Raw genomic sequence first — 20203 nt, forward strand, 5'->3', positions numbered from 1 at the left:
CCGATAGTCTCGGGCGCCATGAGCACGAGTGTCGCCATCGCGGTGATTACCTTCAGGCGACCTGCTCTGTTGCGAGGGTTGTTGACGAGTTTGCAGGCTCAGGAACTGCCCTCCGACGGGGATTATGCGATCCGGATCGTGGTGGTGGACAACGATGCGGAAGGGTCGGCCGCGCGGGTTCTGAAAGAGTTCGGGGACGGTACGCCGTACCCGATCGAGTCCGTGGTGGAACCGGAGCCAGGGATCCCGTTCGCCCGGGAGCGATCGGTCGAGTTGTGCTGGAACGACGACGCGCTGATCTTCGTGGACGACGACGAGGTCGCCCCGCCGGGCTGGCTGAAGGCGCTGCTGACCGCCTGGGAGGCGACCGGCGCCGACGTTGTCACCGGCCCGGTGAAGGGCAACCTTCCGGACGGCGCCCCGCCGTGGAACCTCTACAGCGACGTCCACGACTCGACCGGCAAGCACCCGACCGGCGAGGAACTGCGCAAGGCGTACACGAACAACACCCTGGTGAGCCGGCGGGTCTACCACTCGGTCACCCCGGGCTTCCATCCCGCGTTCCGCTACACGGGCTCCAGCGACCTGCACTTCTTCCTGCGCGTGCACCGCGCCGGGTTCCGGATCGTGTGGTGCGAGAAGGCCTGGATCGCCGAGGAGGTCCCGGTCGGCCGTACCACGCTGCGCTGGCTGGTCCGGCGCGCGTTCCGCTCCGGCAGCGGCGACACGATCAGCCGCCTGCTGATCCGCCCGGGCGCGATCAGCTACGTGCTGGTGCTGGCCTATGCTTCGGCCCGGGTGATCTCCGCGATCGGGTTCGCCCTCGCCGGGCTGCTGCTCGGCCGGAAGACGCACCTGCTGAAGGCAGTCCGCCGGTTCTTCTCGGGCGTCGGGAGTCTCGCCGGGATAGTAGGGATCAACCATGACGAGTACCGGGAACGGCACGGCGCCGACCACACCTCCGAGCACACCGCCGACGGTGGCGGACCTGTGCCGGGCGATCTGGACGGTGGAGAGCGATCTGGATCTGCTCCAGTGGCAGATCAAGGGGACTCGTCCCTGGCCGATCATCCGGATGCGCGTCTTCCATGAGCTGACCCGCCGCAGCGGCATCCACGGCGCGCCACACCCGGTCCGGCGGACGCCGTACGACAAGGCAGCGCTGGTCGCGCGGCACGTCAGCGGCGTCGTCACCCGCACGCCCTTCCCGGGCCGGTACGACGCTCTCGTCGTACCGCATCCGCGGAAACCGAACGGTGTCGAGATCTACACCGACGAGCTCCGCCGTACCCTCGGCGACCGCGCCCTGATCCTGGACTCCGGGATCAACGGCACCCCGCTGGCCGGCAGCAAGAACCTGGACTTCTTCACCTCCGCCGCCGGCGCTGTGCACCGCGGCACGGTCGACGACCGCGGCGTCGCGGACACGCTGGAAAAACTCACCGGTGTCCGCGTCCCGGTGGGTGCGCTGCTCGCCCGCGAGGTACCGAAGCACCTGCGCCTGCGTGCCCTGTACCGCGCCTTGCTGAAGAAGCACCGGATCACGACCGTGTACCTCGTGGTGGCGTACTTCCACCAGCACATCGTCGGCGCCGCGCGCGATCTCGGGATCCGCGTCGTCGAGCTGCAGCACGGCGCGATCAGCCCGTTCCACCTCGGCTACAGCTACCCGGGCCGCCCGGCCGTCGCCGACCAGCCGGACGAGCTGTGGTGCTTCGGCTCGTACTGGATCGACGTCGCGGACCTCCCGGCCGGCCAGCGGACCGAGGTGATGGGCGCCCCGTTCCTGCCACCCGTCGGCCCGAAGGAACCGAACCGGGTCGTCTTCCTCTCGCAGGGCACGATCGGGACGGAGCTCGTGCAGGTCGCCGCGACCGTCGCGAAAGCGCATCCGGACCTCGAGGTTCTGTATCGCCTGCACCCGAGCGAGCGTCCCGAGGACTACACGATTCCGGCCGGCGTCCAGCTCTCCACGGGCGGCAACACGCTGGAGTTGCTCGCGTCGGCGACGTACCAGGTCGGCGTCTCGACCACCGCGCTCTTCGAGGGGATGGCGCTCGGCTGCCGGACCGCGGTCGCAAACCTTCCGGGCCACGAGTACCTCGCCCCGGCGATCGCGAAGGGTCACGCGCTCCTGATGAGCGAGCCGGCCCAGCTCACCGCCGCGCCCACCTGCACCGACCCGACGACGTACTACGCCCCGAGCACGCTCCCCGAGCTCTTAGGGTTCACGCCCGAGCAGACCGAGTAGCCGGTCCTGCAGCGGGGCGTCGGGCGGCACGGGTACTTCGGCGCCGTACACCTCGATGCCCTCGCCGAAGGCGCCTGGCGTCCGGTACTTCGCCATCAGCTCCGGCGGGATCGCGACCGCAGTGGCCCACAAGCGCTCGATGTCGCCGGCGTCCATCGTCTCGTCCTGACCGGTCGCCCGCGCGAGGTCCCAGCCGTGCAGCACGAGGTCGTCGGAGACCACCTGGTCGATGTGTTCCTCGGTCGTCATCCGCCCGCCCGGGGTGTCGGTCTCGGTCAACGCGGCGATGGGATCGTCGAGAACGTCCTCGATCGCGGCCTTCGCCTCCTGGAACGCGTGCAGCGGGTCGTCGGCCGGCTCCAGTTTCCGCGCGACCGGTGTCAGCATCGCGGCATGCATCGTGACGACATGCGCGACCACGTCCCGCGCGGTCCATTTCGCGCACGGTGACGGGTTCTCCCACTGGTCCGGCCGGACCGCCGCGACCTTCCGCTCGAAGGCATCCGCGCGCCGCCGGTACCGCTCCGCGATCTCACCCATGAACGCATGGTGCCCCCAACCGCAGCGGATCTCCAGGCCATCACAATCGGCGAGCCGGTACGCCGCCACGCGGGGCGATCCGGCGCGCCAGCGATTGTGATGGCCTGGAGTGTCGGTGCTGCCTTCTAGCGTGGGGGAAATGCGGACGGTGGAGCTCGGGCGGACAGGATTGCGGGTCAGCGAGCTGGGGTTGGGGCTGGCGTCCATCGGCGGGATGTTCGCGGCCGTGCCGCAGCAGCAGGCGGTGGCGACGATCGACCGGGCCTGGGAGCTGGGCGTGCGGCTCTTCGACACCGCGCCGGTCTACGGCTACGGGTTGTCCGAGCAGCGGGCCGGGCTGGCGCTCCGCGGGCGACCCCGCGGCGACTTCGTACTGTGCAGCAAAGTGGGGCGGCTGATCGAGCCGGGCGGGCCGGACCTGCAGCCGATCTGGGCCGAGCCGCCGACCGGGATCGGCCCGCGCCTGGACTACTCGTACGCCGCGACGATCCGCTCGTTCGAGGCGAGCCTGGAGCGGATGGGGATCGACCGGATCGACGTCCTGCACATCGACGACCCGGACCTGGACTTCGCGACTGCCTCGACGGAAGCGCTCCGGGCGCTGTCCGAGTTGCGCGGACGGGGCACGATCCGGGCGATCTCGCTCGGCGTGAACCACGCGGACGTCGCAGCCCGGTTCCTGCGCGAGACCGGAGTCGATGGGCCCGACTGCATCCTGCTCGCTGGGCGGTACACCTTGCTCGACCAGACCGGCGCCGAGGAACTCCTGCCGCTGTGCGAGCAACTCGGGGTGGCGGTCCTCGCCGCCGGGGTGTTCCAGGGCGGCGTCCTCGCCGACACCGCAGACGGGGTACCTCGTGGATACGCGCGGGCCCCGCGGGAGGTGCTGGAGCGCATCGACCGGCTACGAGCGCTCTGCCGGGAGTACGACGTACCGCTGCTGGCTGCCGCGGTGCAGTTCCCGTTGCGGCACCCCGCCGTACCGGTTGTCGTGGTGGGAGCGCGGACGCCGCGGGAGATCGCCGAAGTCGCGGCGTGGCACGAGCTGGAGATCCCGCCGGAGTTCTGGACGGCATTAAGGTCACGGCTATGAGGTACATGCTGCTGCACAAGACCAACGCCAAGCTGGAGGCCGGCAACCCGCCGGACCCGGAGATCCTCGAGCGGGCGGACGCCGTCCTCGAAGAGATGCGTCAGGCCGGGGTGCTGGTGCTCGGCGAGGGGCTGATGCCGAGCTCCCGCGGGGCCCGCGTGACGTTCCCCGCGCCGGGCCAGCCGCGGGTGCTGGACGGGCCGTTCGCCGAGACCAAGGAACTGGTCGCGGGCGTCTCGATCATCCGCGTCGACTCCAAGGAGGAAGCCATCCACTGGGCCCTCCGCTTCGCCGAAGCCGACCCGTACACCCCGATCGACATCCTGGAGGTCGCCGGCTAACGAACCATGTGGAGGATCGGGTAGGGCTTGCCCGTCGAGTCGTGGGTGGTGCGGGAGACGGTTCGGAAGCCGTGGTGTTCGTAGAAGCCGACGGCCTGTGGGTTCTGCTCGTTGACGTCGACCGACGTGGCGGCGTACGCCGTGAACGCGTGCTCCAGCAGCAGCTTGCCGCCGCCGCGCCCCCGGTAGACCGGGTCGAGGAACAGCATCTCGATGTTCCCGTCCTCGACGCCGATGAACCCGATCAGCAGCCCGTCGTCGGTCCGTAAGCCGGCGAGCTGCGCGATCTCCCCGAACGACGCCCGTACGAGCGGACGGAAGACGTCGAGGTCCGCCTCGGTGACGAAGGTGTGGGTCGCCCGGACCGATGCCTCCCACAGCTCGGCCGCCCGGTCGAACTCGGACTCTTCGATCGCACTGATCCGCATTCGGCCAGCCTCCTCAGGTGATGTTGGTTGCGGCCCAGCCGGCGATGTCCTCGCGGCGGATGGCTGCGGCCATCAGGTCAGGGAACAGATCAGGAGTACACGCGAACGTCGGTACGCCGAGCTCTGCCAACGCGGCCGCGTTCTCGGCGTCGTACGACGGGGACCCCGAGTCCGCCAGGGCGAGCAGCGCGATCACCTGGACGCCGGACTCCACCAAGGAACGCGCTCGGCGCAGCATCTCCTCCCGGACGCCGCCCTCGTAGAGATCCGAGATCAGCACCAGCACGGTTTCGGCGGGTTTGGTCACCAGCTCCTCGCAGTACGCGAGCGCTCGGTTAATGTCTGTCCCGCCACCAAGCTGCGTGCCGAAGAGGACGTCGACCGGGTCCTCCAACTGATCGGTGAGGTCGACCACCGCGGTGTCGAAGACCACGAGCGAGGTCCGCAACGTCCGGATCGATCCGAGCACCGCGCCGAACAGCGACGCGTATACGACCGACTCCGCCATCGATCCGGATTGATCGATCGCCAGCACGATATCCCTTTGCACGCTGTGGTTCCGCCGCGCGTACCCGACCAGCCGGTCCGGAACGATCGTCCCCAGCGTCGGCGAGAAGTGCTTCAGGTTCGCCCGGATCGTCCGGTCCCAGTCAATGTCCGAGTGCCGCGGCCGCGACGTCCGCCCGGCCCGGTCGAGCGCGCCCGTGACGGCGGCCCGGGTCCGCTCCGCCAGCCGCGCCTCGAGCTCGGCCACGACCCGCCCGACCACGTCGCGCGCGGTCTGCTTGGTCTCTTCCGGCATCACCTCGTTGAGCGCGAGCAACGTCGACACCAGGTGCACGTCCGGCTCGACCGCCCCGAGCAGCTCCGGCTCCATCAGCATCCGGGTGATCCCGAGCCGCTCGACCGCGTCCCGCTGCATCACCTGTACGACGGTGCTCGGGAAGTACTGCCGGATGTCCCCCAGCCAGCGCGCCACCCGCGGCGCCGACGACCCCAGCCCGGCCGACCGCTGCGTACCCGACTCACCCTCGGCGGCGTCGTACAACGCGGCCAGCGCCGCGTCGACGGACCGGTCCTCGGCCGACAACGTCGTCCCCGTCTCCTCCTCCGCCTCGCCACCCAGCACCAGCCGCCAGCGGCGCATGCGTTCGTCACTCATGAGACCCCCAACAACTGAGCAACCACGGGAAGTGCGGTGGCGGCCAACTCTGCGTCGAGGTCGTTGTCTTCAGCAACAACCATCGAACTGGGATCCGCGAGGACCCGCGCCCGTGCTCCGATCGACCGCCGCTCCGGCGCCGCGAAGGTCCCGAAGGTCCGGCGCAACAACGGCAGCACCTCGGTGAACGCGTCGTCCGGGATCGCTGCCAGCCACCCGTCGACCATCGCCAGCAGCCGCTCGTCGTGCACCAGCAACAGTCCGCCGCCGGCGAGGAACCCCTCGACGTACCCGGCCGCGTCCGCGGTCGGCGTACCGGGCGACAGCGAGCGCCCCAATCGCAGCGTGACCTCGTGGTCCGGCAACCGCGACGTGTCGAGCATCAGCCGCGTCAGCCGCCCGCGGATCAACGGCGGCACCGAGGACCGATCGCTCAGCCCTTCCAGCGTGTCCAACCACTGCGATCGAACGTCCTCCGCCAACAGCACAGTCGCGTCCTGCACCCCGTCGATCAACTCCTGTACGGCGGCCGCCGCGTCCGGATCCAACCCGTGCACGGTCCGACCGAGACCGGCACACACTCGCGAAACCATCCGCCCCGCCACGGCCGCGAGGCCCGCGGTGTCGGTGCCGCGCACATCGCCGTACCGCGAGGCTCGGGCGAGGGCCGGGAGGGCCGCCATCAGGTGCCCGACGTCGGCATCGGCAGCCGCCCGAGTGTCGATGCCCTGCAGCAACGGCGGCAGCGCGTCCGCGAGATCGGCGAGCAGCGACTTCTCCAGCGCGGCCGTGACATCGGCCAGCGTCGTCGAGTCGGCCGCCTTCAGCATCACGGTCGTCGCGGCCCCGAGCACCGTCGTACCGTGCGCGCCGGCGGCGACCAGCTCGACCTCGAGGCCCGGGTCCCACGCGAGCTGCCACATCTCCCGGAACGTTCCTTGCGCGCGCCGCTCGTCGGTAGCCGGAATCCCCCAATGCACGCCGAGGATCCGCAGCCGGTGCAGGAGTCTGGACTTCTCCAGGTCGTTCGGCTTCCGCAGGTCGAGCTCGACCACCCGCTCGGTCACGTCCCGCCGCATCCGCAACCGCCGCGCCTGCGCCGCCAGGTCCGCCGCGACCGGCGCCTGCGGCGTCTCGCCGGGGACCGACCCGAGCAGCTCCCCGACCACCGCCTCCCGCGTCACCAGATCCAGCAGTACGTCGTTCCCGCCGCAGAGGACCGCCCGCGTCGCCTCGGTCACCTCGCTCAACCCGGCGAGCGGTCGTTCACGCAGCGCGGCGAGGGTGTCCGCGAGCCGGACCGCCTCGATGACGTGCGCGCTGGAGACCGGGAGATCCTCGTCCCGCAGCACCTGGGCGACCTTGGAGAGCCAGCGGGTGGTGATCTGGTCCGGCGCGGTGAACAGGTGGTGGTACCAGCCCGGGGAGGTGATGCCGGCGCCGTACCCGCTGGTCGCGGCCAGCCGGCCGTGGGTCCACGGCACCCAGGTGCATGCGACCTTCCGCTTCGGCAGGCCTTTCAGGATCCGTTGGTCGTGCGTTGCCGTAGGCAACGGAAGCTCGAGTGCCGGGACGTGCCAGGCGCCGCAGATCACCGCGATACGATCGAAACCCTCGCGCTGCGCCTTCCGCAGCACCGTCCGCATGTAGGCCTCGCGCTGCGCCTCGCGACCCGTCGCGTCCTCGCCGTGCCGTAGCTCGCGCATCGCGTCGGCGATCACCGTGAACGGCTCGGCGCCACCACGCCGCGACTCGATCACGTCGTCCCACCAGCGCTCGGGATCGTCGTACCCGCCCGCCTCGGCGAGCGTCGCCAGCGGGTCGATCGACGCCGCCCGCCGGCCCGCACCACCCGAAGACGCGAACTGCTGCGCCGCGGGCAGATCGCAGAACCGCACCGGCACCCCGGCGGACAGCCCGTACCTGATCGCCTGCCACTCCGGGCTGAAGACCGCGAACGGCCAGAACGCCGCGCGCGTCGAATCGTCCACGGCATAAGCGAGCAGCGCGACCGGCGGCTCCATCTCGTCGGACCCGGCCAGCTCGACGATCTTGTCGGCCTCCGGCGGTCCCTCGATCAGGACGATGTCGGGCTCGAGTTCGGCCAGCGCGGTCGCCACCGCGCGCGCCGACCCCGGCCCGTGGTGCCGGATCCCGAACAGGTGAACGGTCATCCGGAGATCTCTCGGCAGGCCCGGTAGAACGGCGCCCAGTCGTCGCGCTCACGGACGACGGTCTCGAGGTACTCCGACCACACCACCCGATCCGCCGACGGGTCCTTGACGACGGCGCCGAGGATGCCACCCGCCACGTCGGTCGGCCGCAACACCCCGTCGCCGAAGTGGGCCGCGAGCGCGAGACCACCGGTGACGACGCTGATCGCCTCGGCGGTGGACAGCGTTCCGGACGGGGACTTGACCGCCGTCCGGCCGTCCTCGGTCCGGCCGGACCGGAGCTCGCGGAAGATCGTCACCACCCGGCGGATCTCGTCGAGCGCGTCGTCCGGCTGCGGCAGCTCGAGCGCCGAACCGAGCTGCGCGACCCGGCGGGACACGATCTCCACCTCGTCCTCGGCCGAGTCCGGCAACGGCAGGACGACGGTGTTGAACCGCCGGCGCAGCGCGCTCGACAGCTCGTTGATGCCCTTGTCCCGATCGTTGGCGGTGGCAATGACGTTGAATCCCTTACGGGCCTGGACTTCCGTGGCCAGTTCGGCGATCGGCAGCGTCTTCTCGGACAGGATCGTGATCAGCGCGTCCTGGACGTCGGACGGCATCCGGGTCAGCTCCTCGATCCGGGCGATCTTCGCGTCGGTCATCGCGCGCTGTACCGGACTCGGCACCAGCGCCGCCTCACTGGGGCCCTGGGCAATCAGTTGGGCGTAGTTCCACCCGTACCGGATCGCTTCCTCCGCGGTGCCCGCCGTCCCCTGCACCAGCAGGGTCGAGTCACCGCTGATCGCGGCCGCGAGGTGCTCGCTGACCCAGGTCTTCGCCGTCCCCGGTACGCCGAGCAGCAGCAGCGCCCGGTCCGTCGCGAGGGTGGCGACCGCGACCTCGATCAGCCGCCGCGGACCGACGTACTTGGGTGAGATCTCGGTGCCGTTGGCCTGCCCGCCGAGCAGGTACGTGACCACGGCGCTCGGTGACAGCTGCCACGCGGGCGGGCGTGGTTTGTCGTCGGCGGCCGCGAGGGCTCGCAGTTCGTCGGCGTACTCGACTTCCGCGTGCGGGCGCAGTACCTCGGTCGTCATGACAGCTCCTCGTACATTTCGCGGCGGAAGGTCAGGGTCTCCACCAGGCGCCGACGCCAGGTGTCTTCCTCGCCGGTGGGTTCACGGGTGATCGGATGGTCGAGTACGTCGGACGGCACCGCGCGGGCCGCGATACTGGCGAGCCGGGCCCAGGCGCGGTTGGTACCGACCTTGCCGAGCTGGTCGAGGATCATGCCGCCCAGCTCCGCCGGCCACGGGACCGGGAGCCCACCGACCAGCTCGGCGACGTCCACAGTCGCGCGCAGCCCGTCGACCGCGCGGGCCCATTCCTCAGGTGGCAAGAGCCGCAACAACTCCGCGGGACTCCGGCTGCCGGTCGAGGACTCGCTGTCGAGAAGCGCGCGGGCCCACTCCGAGGAGCCCTCGCGGATGGCGGCTTCGGCCCAGGCCGCCTGGAGGATATCGGGTGCGCAGCCCTCGACGGGCGTCTGCAACCACTCGATATCCATCGCCTGCAAGGGTGTGTTGGCGACGATCTGCACGAACCACCAGGCCCGTTTGCCGAGGCCTTCGGGGTTCTGTGAGTCGAGGCCGTCGCGTTCCATCGCTTGCGTGAGGCTGCGCGGCAGGTCGACCGCGAGCACGCCTTGGGTGGGCGTGAGATGTGCGTGCAGGCGCTCGGTCATGCGGTCGCCGTACCGGGATCCTGGGAGCCGGGCGAGCAGCCGCGCGGCGCCCCGGCGTACCTCGCGGGAACGGTCGTCGAGGGCCGCCTCGAGGAACTCCTCGTCGGCCAGGGAGAGTCCGTCGGCGAGCAGGCCGAGGAAGTCGGCGCGGGTCGCGGCGGCCTCCGCCGGCCAGACCTCGGCGAGCGCCTCCCGAGCGGCGGCCGGATCCTGACCACGGCAGGCCCGCAACCAGGTACGGCGCTGGATCGCGTTGCCGTGCGTCCACAGTTCCGGGTCGTTGCTCTCGGCAACCGCAGCGTGCAGGAACCGCCACTCGGGATTCAGATCGGCGAGCCAGCGCGCGCGGCGACCGGCGGCGGCGATCACGAGCGGACGGTACTCCGCGCGGTTGCGCGCGTAGTCGGCGAGCGCGGGCAGGTGTTCGGGCGGCACGCCCCAACCGCGCGCATCGGCGGCGCGCAGCCACTCGCCGAGCGCGGACGTCTGGAACCCGCCGAGCATCGCGGCCAACCGGCGGATCGCCACCGGGCGCGGCAGGGGGCGATCCTCACCTGGAGCGGCGGGCAGTGGCTCGAGCTCGCGGAGCGGTTTGCGGCCGGCCCGTTTGAAGACGGTCGCCAGCGCGGCCGCATCGAGCAGCCCGCCTTCGCCGAGCCGCTCCTGAACAGACTCCGGGAGCTCGTCGAAGTGCGGCGGTCGTCGATCGGTCCCGAGCAGGGCCGAGCTGACCAGACCGTCCCAGCCCTTCACAGGATCACCGGACGATCGTCGTGCCAGCAGGTCATCGGGCGGAAGCCGGCACGGTTCCACTCGCCGGCGACCGTGATTGGGTCGCCTGCTGACACCGCCAGAAGCTTCATCGGATCCCATCCGGGCAGGAGTTCGAGCCCGTCGCCGTCGGCGTCCGCCAGCGCCCACCCTTCGCCGCGACGGGCCGGGCGGACGTCCCGCAGTACCAGCGGCCAGCGCTCGTTCCACGGGTCGGCCGCGAGGGATTCGACGTACGACGCGAGCGCTTGGCGGACTGTGAGGCCGGACGGGCGCGGGGCGGGCAGGCGCGGGGCGGACTGGGTGAGGAGGGCGCGCATCGGGAGGGCGCCGGGATAGAACGAAAGCGCGCCGGGGACGTACTCGCCCGGGCGGGCCGGGAGTGGGTCCAGCGGACGGCCGGCGGCGGCGAAGGTGAGGATCAGCCCGAGCCGGCCGGTGGTTGCCCCGCGCAACCACACGCGGCGGACCGTGAGCCGCTCGTCCGGCTCGACGACACGGCCGAGCATCAGCCAGTCGTCCTCGACCTTCTCACCGTCCGCGAGAACGCGGGCCGTGTCGGTGGTCCAGCCGATCCGGGCCTGCACGGTGTCGGCGAGGGACGGCGGCAGGTCGGCGAGCCGGGCGTGCGCCGCGACGATCAGATGAATGAGCGAGAGCTCCTCGAGCAGTTCTCCGGGCCAGTCGTGCCCGCGGCCGACGACGCCTGCAGCTCGTCGTACCGCTCCTGCCACGCCGGGCGCCTGCGCGTCGACCATGCGCGCGGCGAGCCGGCTCAACTCGGAGTACGCCCGCTGGTCGAACCCACCGAACCCCTGCCGGACCTGATCGTCCAGCCAGCCGGCCAGCTCCGCGAGCCCGGACGAAACCCGATCGGCCCTCCGCGCGGCCCGCTCCTGCGCCGCGATCGGATCGGCCACCTCGCCCGGCTTCCGCTCGGGACGCTCAGCCCGCTCGGCGCGCTGATCGGCCCACGTCTTCACCCAATCGGGCTCCTCGCCCGGCAGCACCTCACCCTTGGCCGACAGCAGCATCAACCCGAGCACGTGCTTGCACGGAAACTTCCGCGACGGACAGGAACACTCGTACGCCGGACCGCTCAGATCCACCGCAGTCTGGTACGGCTGCTTCCCGCTCCCCTGACACAGCCCCCAGACCGCCCGCTCCGTCGCGCCGGTCCCGCTCCACTTCTCACGCCGCGCCAACCCCTGCCCAGCCTTCGCGGACGCAGGATCAGGCGCGAGCCCCACCACCTGCTCCACGTCCCACAACCCCACACCACTCCTCACCACACGCCCTACCCCGAAGCATGCCACCCACCCCCGACACATCCCCCGCTAACCCGCCCCCGCCGAGTCGTGGGACGCGGTCGGAAGAACCGAACCGCCCGTCACGACTCGGCGATCATGCCGGGAACCTTTCCGCACGACTCGGCGGGTGGTCGCGTCAGCCGGAGCCGGCGCGTCCTGAGGCCAGCCGCAGGCCGACAAATGACGGGTCCGCGGGCGCCTCACCCGCCGAGTCGTGGGAAACGGCTGCGAGAACCGAACCGTCCGTCACGACTCGGCGATCGTGTCGCGGACCTTTCGGCACGACTCGGCGGGTGGTGGGTCAGCCGAAGGGTTGGCGGGTGGTGGCGTCCTCGGGGTAGCCGTTGCCCGCGGTGGGCGTCTGCGCGGGACTCGGCGCGGTCGTCGGTGCGGTCGTCGGGGCGGCTGGAGGGCGTGGGGTTTCGGAGAGGCCGTCGCGGACGGTGCCGAGGAGGCGGCGTTCCACCGCCTGGAGTTCGGTGATGCGGGCGCGGAGTTCCTCCTCCTCGGCGCGGGCCTCGGCGAGGAGCTTGTCCGCCTCGGTCTGCGCGGCGCTGCGCAGACGGTCGGCCTCACCACGAGCACTGTCGCGAAGTTGCTCGGCCTCGGTGCGGGCAGTACCTCGCAGTTCCTCGGCGTCGGACCGCGCGGTCTCGCGGAGGTGGTCGGCTGTTCGCTGGCTCGCGCTGAGGACGCTCAGTTCGTACCTGCGTAGTTCGTCGACCAGTTCACCCGCGGGGCGCTGAGCGTCGAGGATCGCCGCGGCGGGCTGCGGGATCTCGCTGTCCGGGAGCGTGTTCTCCAGCTCCGCGATCTGCTGGTCCACGCGGGTGAACAGGTCCGCGACATCGGTACGCATCTGGCGGATCGTGGTCGCCGCCGCCTGGACCCGCTCGCTCGCCTCACGTTCCCGCTCGCGCGCGGTCCGCTCGGCCGACGTGATCACATCCAGCGCCACCACAGCCGCACGCTCAGCCGGATCATCGGACACCGTCTCCCGCGCCCCCGCCACAGCACCATCAACACCGCCAGCTGAACCGTCGGCAGCGCCCCCCGCGCCCATCGCGACGGTCTGGCGCAGCGGCACCTCACGAATCAACAGCACCGCCAGCAGACTGACCACGGCCGCCCCGGCCGCGATCACGAAGATCCGTCCGGTGGCGTCGCCGTACGCGTGCCGCACGATCTCCGCGACCGGCGCCGGCAGCGAGTTCACGTCCAGGACGCTCCCCGACCCACCCTGCGCAGCGGCAGCCGCGCTTGGGCCAAGGTCGCGCAGATGCTCGGTGATCAGGTCCTTCACCCGCGTCGCCAGCACCGCACCGAGAACCGACACACCAACCGCGCCACCGAGGCTGCGGAAGAACGTGACGGTCGCGCTCGCCGCCCCGACCTCGCTGACGTCGACGGTGTTCTGTACCGCGAGCACCAGGTTCTGCATCGTCATGCCCATCCCGATGCCCATCCCGAGCATCCCGAGGCCGACGTACCAGTACGGCGACTCGTGGTCGATCGTCCCGAGGACGCCGAGCCCCGCGGTGAGGAACAGCCCACCGATCACCAGGTACCGCTTCCACTTCCCGAACCGCGTGATCAGCTGACCCGACCCCACCGACCCGAGGAACGAGCCGAACATCATCGGGATGGTCAGCAACCCGGCCTCGGTCGCGCTGTACCCGCGGGCGACCTGGAAGTACTGCCCGAGGAACACCGCGCTGCCGAACATCGCGATCCCCACCGAGAGGCTCGCGAGGATCGCCAGCGCGGTCGTCCGCTCGCGTACGACGCGCACCGGTACGAGCGGCTCGGTGGCGTGTACCTCGACCACCACGGCCAGGATCGCGAGCAGCGCCGTACCGCCGAGGTAGGCGCCGGTCTGCCACGACCACCACGCGAAGTGATCGCCGGCGAACGACACCCAGATCAGCGGCAGGCTCGCGGCGCCGGCGATCAGCACCGCGCCGAGGTAGTCCATCTTGACCTTGCGCTTGACCACCGGCAGGTGCAGGAACTTCTGCAGGACGATCAGCGACAGTACGGCGAGCGGCACGCACACGTAGAAGCACCAGCGCCAGCCGAGCCAGTCGGTGTCGACGATCACGCCACCGACGAGCGGACCGGACACGGTCGCGAGCGCCATCACGGCACCCATGTAGCCGGAGTACCGGCCGCGACTGCGGGGCGGGATCGCCGCGCCGATGATCGCCTGGGCGAGCGCCATCAACCCGCCCATCCCGAGCCCCTGCAGGACCCGGGCGCCGATCAGGAACGGCACGTTCTGGAGGCGCCGGCGAGCATCGAGCCGACCACGAACATGATGATCGCGAGCTGCACGAGCAGCTTCTTGCTGAGCAGGTCGGACAGCTTGCCCCAGACCGGGGTGGCCACGGTCATCGCGAGCAGGCTGGCGGTGACCACCCAGGTGTACTGCGTCTGCGAGCCCTCGAGGTCGGCGATGATCGTCGGGAGCGCGTTGCTGACGATCGTCGAGCTCAGCACTGCGGTGAACAGCGCGGCGAGCAGGCCGGCGAGGATCTCCAGGATCTCCCGGTGCGAGAGCTCCGGTCCGCCGGCCGTCGGCCCGGACTGCGACGGCGTGGACTGCGGTGGTCCGGACGGCGGCGGTCCGGCCGGTGCGGTTTCCGGTTCGCCGTCGGCGTACCGCGAGCGGTAGCGGTGCGGCGTGGCATTGCCGGCAGGGGGCATGGCCGGCGAGGTCTGGGTGGCAGACATCAGCTTCCGTTTCGTACGGCGGGATCGCTCCAACCAGACGCGGTGGGTGCACTGCGTCTGGGGACGGAAACGGCCGACTGGTGCCTCACTCAGCCCGATATTTGGTTGCAACTACCAACAATAATGCCGCAGCGTCAGCGACCGCTCACCGGGCGGCGTCAAACGTTCGTACTGCGAATTATGAGACGAGCCCTCCTCGGAACGCGATTTCCGCACTACGATCCGGTGCTTGTTGAGTACTCAACACATCGCCCCCGGCGGAGCTGTCAGGGCCCGCCGGGGGTCTCTCAGGCGAACGCGGCGGTCAGGACGTCGACACACTCGACTGTCGGCGCCGTACCGACCACCAACTGCCCCGGGGCGCTCAGCGGCGGCGCGAACGGGCCCATCCAGAGCGCACCCTCCGCGGGCTCGCAGGATGTCCCGTAGACCACAGTCCAGGCCGGCGACCCGGTCGACATCTCGACGACCGCGGCCTCCAGATCGTCCACCGGCCGGCCGATCACCGGCTCGAACCCGGCGGCCCGGCACGCGGCCGTCAGGTGGTCCCGCAGCCACGGATCGGGCGGCAGCCGCAACGGCAAAGCCGCCAGGTCGATCAGCTTGACGCCGTCGTCGGCCCGGTACGACGACGGGACGAGGACCGACAGCGGGTCCCGCCAGAGTTCGATCACCCGCAGGTCGGCGGCCGCCACCTCGCCCCGGACGAAGGCCACGTCCAACTCACCGGCCCGCAGCGCCGCGAGGTAACCGCCGGCAGGTCCGGACGTCAGCTGGATGTCGAGATCCGGCGTCTCCTCCACCAGCCGCGCCAGCCCGCGCTCCAGCCGGTCCCGCAACCCGGGCGCGGTCCCGATCCGCAGTACGCCGGAGCGCCCGGACGCGAGCTCCGCGGCGACCTCGGCGGCCCGGTCCGCGGCGGCGAGCACGCTGCGCGCCTCCCGCAGCATGCGTTCGCCGTCCCCGGTCAACCGCACGTGGCGGGACGAGCGGTCGAGCAGTTTCAGACCGAGTTCCCGTTCGAGGCGGGCGACCTGCTGGGAGACGGCCGGCTGGACGATGTTCAGTCGCTCGGCGGCCCGGCCGAAATGCAGTTCCTCGGCGACGGTGACGAAGTACCGCAGTTGCCGCAGCTCCATTGGCCACCTCCGGCGATCACGATTCCTTATCGCTGCACAGCGTAACTGCGTCTGGGTCAGCGGCCGCCGTCCCCGTTGACTGGTGGACATGAGGATCGGACTGTGGATCAACGAAGAGGGCCTGGCCGTCGACGAGGTCGGCGCGCTGGCGAAGGCCGCCGAGGACAACGGCGTCAACCGGGTCTGGTTCAGCCAGCGCCTCGGCTGGGACGCGCTGACGCTGATCGCCGGAGTGGCGCCGTACACCTCGACCATCGAGTACGGCGTCGGCGTCGTGCCGGCGTACGGGCGGCACCCGATGGCCCTCGCAGCGCAGGCGCTGAGCGTGCAGGCCCTGACCGGCAACCGCCTGACGCTCGGCGTCGGCGCGAGTCACCCGCACATGGTCGAAGGCATGCTCGGCCTGTCGATGGACCGCCCCGCGGCGTACATCCGCGAGTACGTCGAGGCGCTCGGCCCGCTGCTCGCCGGTGAGCCCACCGACTACCAGGGCGAACGCCTCACCGCCCGCGGCCAGCTGGAGATCACCGGCGCCGAGGCACCCGAACTCATCCTGGCCGCGCTCGGCCCGCGGATGCTCACGACGGCCGGCGAACTGACCGCCGGTACGACGACCAGCTGGGCCGGGCCCGAGGTCATCGAGAGCTTCATCCGTCCCACGATGGACCGGGCAGCGACAGCCGCGGGACGGCCGGAGCCGCAGGTCGTGGCCGGCGTCTGCGTCGCGGTCACCGACGACCCGGACGGCACGCGCGAGTGGATCCGGTCCAACTTCGGAGCCGCCGGGAGCATGCCGGCGTACCGGGCCGTGCTGGACCGTGGCGGCAAAGCCGGTCCTGAGGAGACCGCGGTCCTGGGTGACGAGGCGACGGTGGCGAAGGAGATCCAGCGATTCGCGGACGCCGGTACGACAGAGTTCCTGTTCTGCCCGGTCGGGCCGGAGGCGGAGCGGGAGCGGACGATCCGGTTCGCGCTCGACTATGCATAGGGCATGTCAAAGGGCCCGGAGTCGCTCCGACGTACCGGTATGGAGCTTCAGGACGTAGTGCAGCGGCAGATCGACGAACTGGCGGAGACCGAGCTCGGTCTGCAGGTGGCCGTGTACCGCCACGGTGAGCTGGTCGTGGACGCGGTCGCGGGCGACGGGGGGACATCGGAGACGTTGTACTGGGCCGCGTCCACCGGAAAGGGTGCGTCCGCAACGGTCGCGAACGTCCTGGTGGATCGCGGCGTGCTCGACTACGACCAGCCGATCGTGGAGCTCTGGCCGGAGTTCGGCGCTCAGGGGAAGAGTAAGGCGACCCTGCGGCACGTGCTGACCCATTCGGTCGGCCTGCCCGCGCTCCCGGCCGACACCACGCCGGAGCTGCTCGCCGACAAGCCGCGCATCACGACGTACCTCGCGGCGGCCGAGCCGTGGTGGGAGCCCGGGACCAAGATGACGTACCACGCGGAGACGGTCGGCCTGCTGCTCGGTGAGATCGTCCAGCGGGCCACCGGCCGGACGATTTCCGCCGTACTGCGGGAGATTGTGGAACCGCTCGGGATCACAGACGACGTGTTTTTCGCGCTGCCCGAGAACCAGCGTCACCGGCTTGCGAAACTGGTGGAGCCGGAGGGCTCCGAGGAGACGTTCGCGATGCTGGCCGACATGTTCGCGAAGGTCGTCCCGCCGGCGATGCAGCCCCGGGCCGCCGCGCTGAACCACCCGGAACGGCTGGCGATCGAGGACCCGTCCAGCGGCATCCTGACCGCCCGCGGCATCGCCAAGCTGTACGCCGGTCTGATCGGCGAGGTGGACGGGGTTCGACTGGTCCGGCCGGAGTCGGTTCCGGTAATCACCGGTCCGGCACTGGTCGCGCCGGACGAACTGCTCGGCAACGAGGCAACGTTGGCGCTCGGCTACGCGATCGGTCGGCTCGGATCGACGGCGGAGGAGAGCCCGGCGTCGTTCGGATGGCCGGGCATGGGCGGCAGCGTCGCCTGGGCGGACACCCGCGCAGGCGTCACGTTCGCGCTGACCAGGACGTTGTTCGATCCGTCCGGCTCAGAGTCGGCGATCGAGATCGGCAACCTGGTTGCGAAAGCTCTTTGCTGAAATCCCTTACCTGTAAGGGATTTCAGCTTTCACGGACGGCACTCTGGTCGACCCAGACGAGATGGCCGTGGTGACTGACGAGAACCTCGTCGGTCCCGGCCGTCCCGGTCCGGCGACCCAGCTCCTGGCCGGCGATCCAGCGGCCGCCGATCAGGATCTGAACCGCGATCGGCCGCGCCGGAGAAGTGGCTACGGGCATGGCACCTGCTTCTGGACAGGGGCGGATGTGATGGGAAAGTAGTGGGGGCTGATTTCTCAACCAGGGGAAAGCCTACAACCGCAAGATGACAGATCGTTAACGGTAACTCGAATTCCTCAGGGAGCCCCGTGAGCAAGCCGATCTTCGTGGTGCAGCTGCATGACGCTCGGCGGCGGCATTACGACGTACGGCTCGAGGTGGACGGGGTCTTGAAGTCCTGGGCAGTGCCGCGCGGCCCGTCGCTGGACCCGATCGTGAAGCGGCTGGCGGTGTTCACCTCCGACCACGATCTGGAGTACGCGTCGTACGAGGGCGTGCACCGCGACGCGCAGTACGGCAGCGGTGCGGTGATCGTCTGGGACGCCGGCGTCTACACGAATCTCACCCGCGACGACCGGCAGCAGCCGGTCGACCCGGCCGAGGCGATCGAGCGCGGGCACCTGAAGGTGCAATTGCACGGCGTGAAACTCAACGGCGCCTGGGCCTTCACCCGCACCGGCGGCGACTGGCTGCTGGTCAAGGTGAAGGACGACGACGCCGACCCAGGTCTCGACCTGACCGTCGCCGAGCCCCGCTCGGTGCTCAGCGGGCTCACCATCGAGGAGATGGCCGCTTCCTGAACCGTGCGGCCTGATCCCGGCGGTGCTGGATCACCAGCCGTCGATGTGCAGGACGTCGTCCAGCGGCTGCCGCTTCGCGGGCTTGAAGTCGGTCCCGATCGAGTACGCCGTCGGGATCAGCACCGTCTGACGGATGTCCTCCGGCAGCCCGAGCAGCTCCGACACCTCCTGCTCGTAGGTCAGGTGCAGCGTCGTCCACGCCGTACCGAGGCCGCGGGCGCGCGCGGCGAGCATGTAGCTCCACGCCGACGGGAGGATCGAGCCCCACAGGCCGGACTGATTGCCGGCGGGCAACGACTTGGCCTTGAGGCACGGGATGACCAGCACCGGGACCTGACCCATCCGCTCGCCCAAGTACGCGACACTGTCGCCGACCCGGCGCTGGACGGCTGAGCGATCGGGGTCGTCAGCGTGCAGCTTCCCGGCCGCGCCCGGACCGGCGAGGTACTGCTCGACCGCACGCCGGTAGTACTCACCGACCGCCGCGCGCTTCTCGGCGTCCGTGATCACCAGCCAGTGCCACGTCTGCCGATTGCTCCCCGACGGCCCCTGCAACGCGATCTCGATGCACTCGCGGATCAGCTCCATCGGCACCGGCCGCTCCAGATCGAGCCGCTTGCGAACCGTCCGGGTGGTGGTGAGCAACTCGTCAGGATTCAGGTCGAGTGTGTAGGTCACGCGGACAGTGTCTCAGCAGACACAGCTGGTACATGGATGCAGCCAAGGAAACAGTTCTGAAGCAGATCATCCGTTAGTGGAAGGATATTTCAGGACCGTCACTCGAACGGGGTGGGATCTCCCGAGCCGACGCGGACGACCTCTGGGACGTCGTCGGAGAAGTCGATGACTGTGGTCGGCTCGATGCCGGCCTCGCCCTCGATGACGGCGTCGATCTGGTTGTCGAGTTCTTCCTTGATCTCCCAGCCCTGCGTCATCGGCTCCTCCTGACCGGGCAGCAGCAAAGTGCTGGAGACCAGGGGCTCGCCGAGCTCCGCGACCAGCGCCTGGGTGACCACGTGGTCCGGGATCCGCACGCCGACGGTCTTCTTCTTCGCGTGCAGCAACCGGCGCGGGACTTCCTTGGTGGCCGGCAGGATGAACGTATAACTGCCCGGCGTGGCCGCCTTGATCGACCGGAAGACGGCGTTGCTGATGTGCACGAACTGCCCGAGCTGGGCGAAGTTCTCGCAGACCAGCGTGAAGTGGTGCCGATCGTCCAGGTGCCGGATCGTGCGAATCCGGTCGATCCCGTCCCGGTTCCCCAGCTGGCAGCCAAGCGCGTAGCAGGAGTCGGTCGGGTACGCGATCAGCCCGTCCCCACGGAGCAGGTCCACCACCTGCCCGATCGACCGCCGCTGAGGGTTCTCGGGATGGATGTCGAAATACCTGGCCATGACCGCCGAGCCTATCGCCCGCCGCGGGCGGACCGATCGCGGTCACCGGGCCCGGCGCCCCGGCGATAGTTGCCGCCGGCACCGGTGAGATCAATGACTATCGGACCTGGAATTCTCGAAAAAATAGCGCAGATACCGCCCGGGGATTTCCCGGACACACTCCGGGCCCGCATTCTGCGGTTCCCAGAAATAATTCTGGAATTTCCCCACCCGCGGCATTTCGG

General features: G+C 70.2%; 20 protein-coding genes. 7 read left to right on the top strand and 13 right to left on the bottom strand.

Going from position 1 to position 20203, the window contains the following annotated elements; all coding sequences use genetic code 11:
* Positions 1–18 precede the first annotated feature (18 nt).
* Complete coding sequence (locus AC0662_RS18845) at positions 19–1092, top strand: glycosyltransferase family 2 protein (protein ID WP_452197160.1); 1074 nt, start codon at positions 19–21, stop codon at positions 1090–1092.
* Positions 1076–2251, top strand: coding sequence for a hypothetical protein (locus tag AC0662_RS18850; RefSeq protein ID WP_478303402.1), 1176 nt, complete (start codon positions 1076–1078; stop codon positions 2249–2251). The genes AC0662_RS18845 and AC0662_RS18850 overlap by 17 nt, the downstream gene beginning before the upstream one ends.
* Here the strand turns inward: AC0662_RS18850 and AC0662_RS18855 are convergent.
* Positions 2222–2791, bottom strand: a complete 570-nt coding sequence (locus tag AC0662_RS18855; RefSeq protein WP_478302075.1) for a TIGR03086 family metal-binding protein — start codon at positions 2789–2791, stop codon at positions 2222–2224. The two genes, AC0662_RS18850 and AC0662_RS18855, sit on opposite strands and share 30 nt — an antisense overlap.
* A gap of 139 nt (positions 2792–2930) precedes the next feature.
* Here AC0662_RS18855 and AC0662_RS18860 point away from each other — a divergent pair, with 139 nt between their 5' ends.
* Positions 2931–3884, top strand: coding sequence for an aldo/keto reductase (locus AC0662_RS18860; RefSeq protein WP_478302077.1), 954 nt, complete (start codon positions 2931–2933; stop codon positions 3882–3884).
* A complete protein-coding gene (locus tag AC0662_RS18865) occupies positions 3881–4225 on the top strand; it encodes a YciI family protein (RefSeq protein ID WP_478302079.1) in 345 nt (114 codons plus the stop codon). The genes AC0662_RS18860 and AC0662_RS18865 overlap by 4 nt, the downstream gene beginning before the upstream one ends.
* On the opposite strand, the gene AC0662_RS18870 is transcribed toward AC0662_RS18865, so the two are convergent.
* From AC0662_RS18870 to AC0662_RS18910, 9 genes are all read right to left on the bottom strand, one after another.
* Positions 4222–4653 carry a GNAT family N-acetyltransferase gene (locus AC0662_RS18870; RefSeq protein WP_478302081.1) on the bottom strand — a complete coding sequence of 144 codons (432 nt, stop codon included), beginning with the start codon at positions 4651–4653 and terminating at the stop codon, positions 4222–4224. The two genes, AC0662_RS18865 and AC0662_RS18870, sit on opposite strands and share 4 nt — an antisense overlap.
* Positions 4654–4666: 13 nt before the next feature.
* Positions 4667–5815, bottom strand: coding sequence for a VWA domain-containing protein (locus tag AC0662_RS18875; protein WP_452197155.1), 1149 nt, complete (start codon positions 5813–5815; stop codon positions 4667–4669).
* Entirely contained in the window at positions 5812–7989 is a 2178-nt protein-coding gene (locus tag AC0662_RS18880; RefSeq protein WP_478302083.1) for a DUF5682 family protein, read from the bottom strand. The genes AC0662_RS18875 and AC0662_RS18880 overlap by 4 nt, the downstream gene beginning before the upstream one ends.
* A complete protein-coding gene (locus tag AC0662_RS18885) occupies positions 7986–9068 on the bottom strand; it encodes an ATP-binding protein (RefSeq protein ID WP_452197153.1) in 1083 nt (360 codons plus the stop codon). The genes AC0662_RS18880 and AC0662_RS18885 overlap by 4 nt, the downstream gene beginning before the upstream one ends.
* Complete coding sequence (locus tag AC0662_RS18890; RefSeq protein ID WP_452197152.1) at positions 9065–10468, bottom strand: DUF5691 domain-containing protein; 1404 nt, start codon at positions 10466–10468, stop codon at positions 9065–9067. The genes AC0662_RS18885 and AC0662_RS18890 overlap by 4 nt, the downstream gene beginning before the upstream one ends.
* Positions 10465–11748, bottom strand: coding sequence for an SWIM zinc finger family protein (locus tag AC0662_RS18895; protein ID WP_478302085.1), 1284 nt, complete (start codon positions 11746–11748; stop codon positions 10465–10467). Before AC0662_RS18895 ends, AC0662_RS18890 begins: the two co-directional genes overlap by 4 nt.
* A gap of 349 nt (positions 11749–12097) precedes the next feature.
* The gene (locus AC0662_RS18900; protein ID WP_478302087.1) at positions 12098–14071 is read right to left on the bottom strand and encodes an MFS transporter; all 1974 of its coding nucleotides are present in this window, start codon (positions 14069–14071) and stop codon (positions 12098–12100) included.
* Positions 14059–14529: an MFS transporter gene (locus tag AC0662_RS18905; RefSeq protein ID WP_478302089.1), complete on the bottom strand. Its 471-nt coding sequence runs from the start codon at positions 14527–14529 to the stop codon at positions 14059–14061. The genes AC0662_RS18900 and AC0662_RS18905 overlap by 13 nt, the downstream gene beginning before the upstream one ends.
* Before the next feature lie 287 nt (positions 14530–14816).
* Entirely contained in the window at positions 14817–15668 is an 852-nt protein-coding gene (locus tag AC0662_RS18910) for a LysR family transcriptional regulator (RefSeq protein ID WP_478302091.1), read from the bottom strand.
* An 88-nt stretch (positions 15669–15756) separates the two neighbouring features.
* Between AC0662_RS18910 and AC0662_RS18915 the strand changes: the two genes are divergently transcribed.
* Positions 15757–16656, top strand: a complete 900-nt coding sequence (locus AC0662_RS18915) for a TIGR03564 family F420-dependent LLM class oxidoreductase (protein WP_452197148.1) — start codon at positions 15757–15759, stop codon at positions 16654–16656.
* 3 nt (positions 16657–16659) lie between these two features.
* Positions 16660–17766 carry a serine hydrolase domain-containing protein gene (locus AC0662_RS18920; protein WP_478302094.1) on the top strand — a complete coding sequence of 369 codons (1107 nt, stop codon included), beginning with the start codon at positions 16660–16662 and terminating at the stop codon, positions 17764–17766.
* 22 nt (positions 17767–17788) lie between these two features.
* Here the strand turns inward: AC0662_RS18920 and AC0662_RS18925 are convergent, their stop codons facing one another.
* Positions 17789–17965 carry a hypothetical protein gene (locus AC0662_RS18925; RefSeq protein ID WP_452197146.1) on the bottom strand — a complete coding sequence of 59 codons (177 nt, stop codon included), beginning with the start codon at positions 17963–17965 and terminating at the stop codon, positions 17789–17791.
* A gap of 128 nt (positions 17966–18093) precedes the next feature.
* Here AC0662_RS18925 and AC0662_RS18930 point away from each other — a divergent pair, with 128 nt between their 5' ends.
* The gene (locus AC0662_RS18930) at positions 18094–18585 is read left to right on the top strand and encodes a DNA polymerase ligase N-terminal domain-containing protein (protein ID WP_478302096.1); all 492 of its coding nucleotides are present in this window, start codon (positions 18094–18096) and stop codon (positions 18583–18585) included.
* A 30-nt stretch (positions 18586–18615) separates the two neighbouring features.
* On the opposite strand, the gene AC0662_RS18935 is transcribed toward AC0662_RS18930, so the two are convergent.
* Both AC0662_RS18935 and AC0662_RS18940 read right to left on the bottom strand, forming a co-directional pair.
* Positions 18616–19263: a nitroreductase family protein gene (locus AC0662_RS18935; RefSeq protein WP_452197144.1), complete on the bottom strand. Its 648-nt coding sequence runs from the start codon at positions 19261–19263 to the stop codon at positions 18616–18618.
* 98 nt (positions 19264–19361) lie between these two features.
* The gene (locus tag AC0662_RS18940) at positions 19362–19979 is read right to left on the bottom strand and encodes an L-threonylcarbamoyladenylate synthase (RefSeq protein ID WP_452197143.1); all 618 of its coding nucleotides are present in this window, start codon (positions 19977–19979) and stop codon (positions 19362–19364) included.
* Positions 19980–20203 lie beyond the last annotated feature (224 nt).

Source organism: Kribbella sp. NPDC043289 (assembly GCF_056436705.1).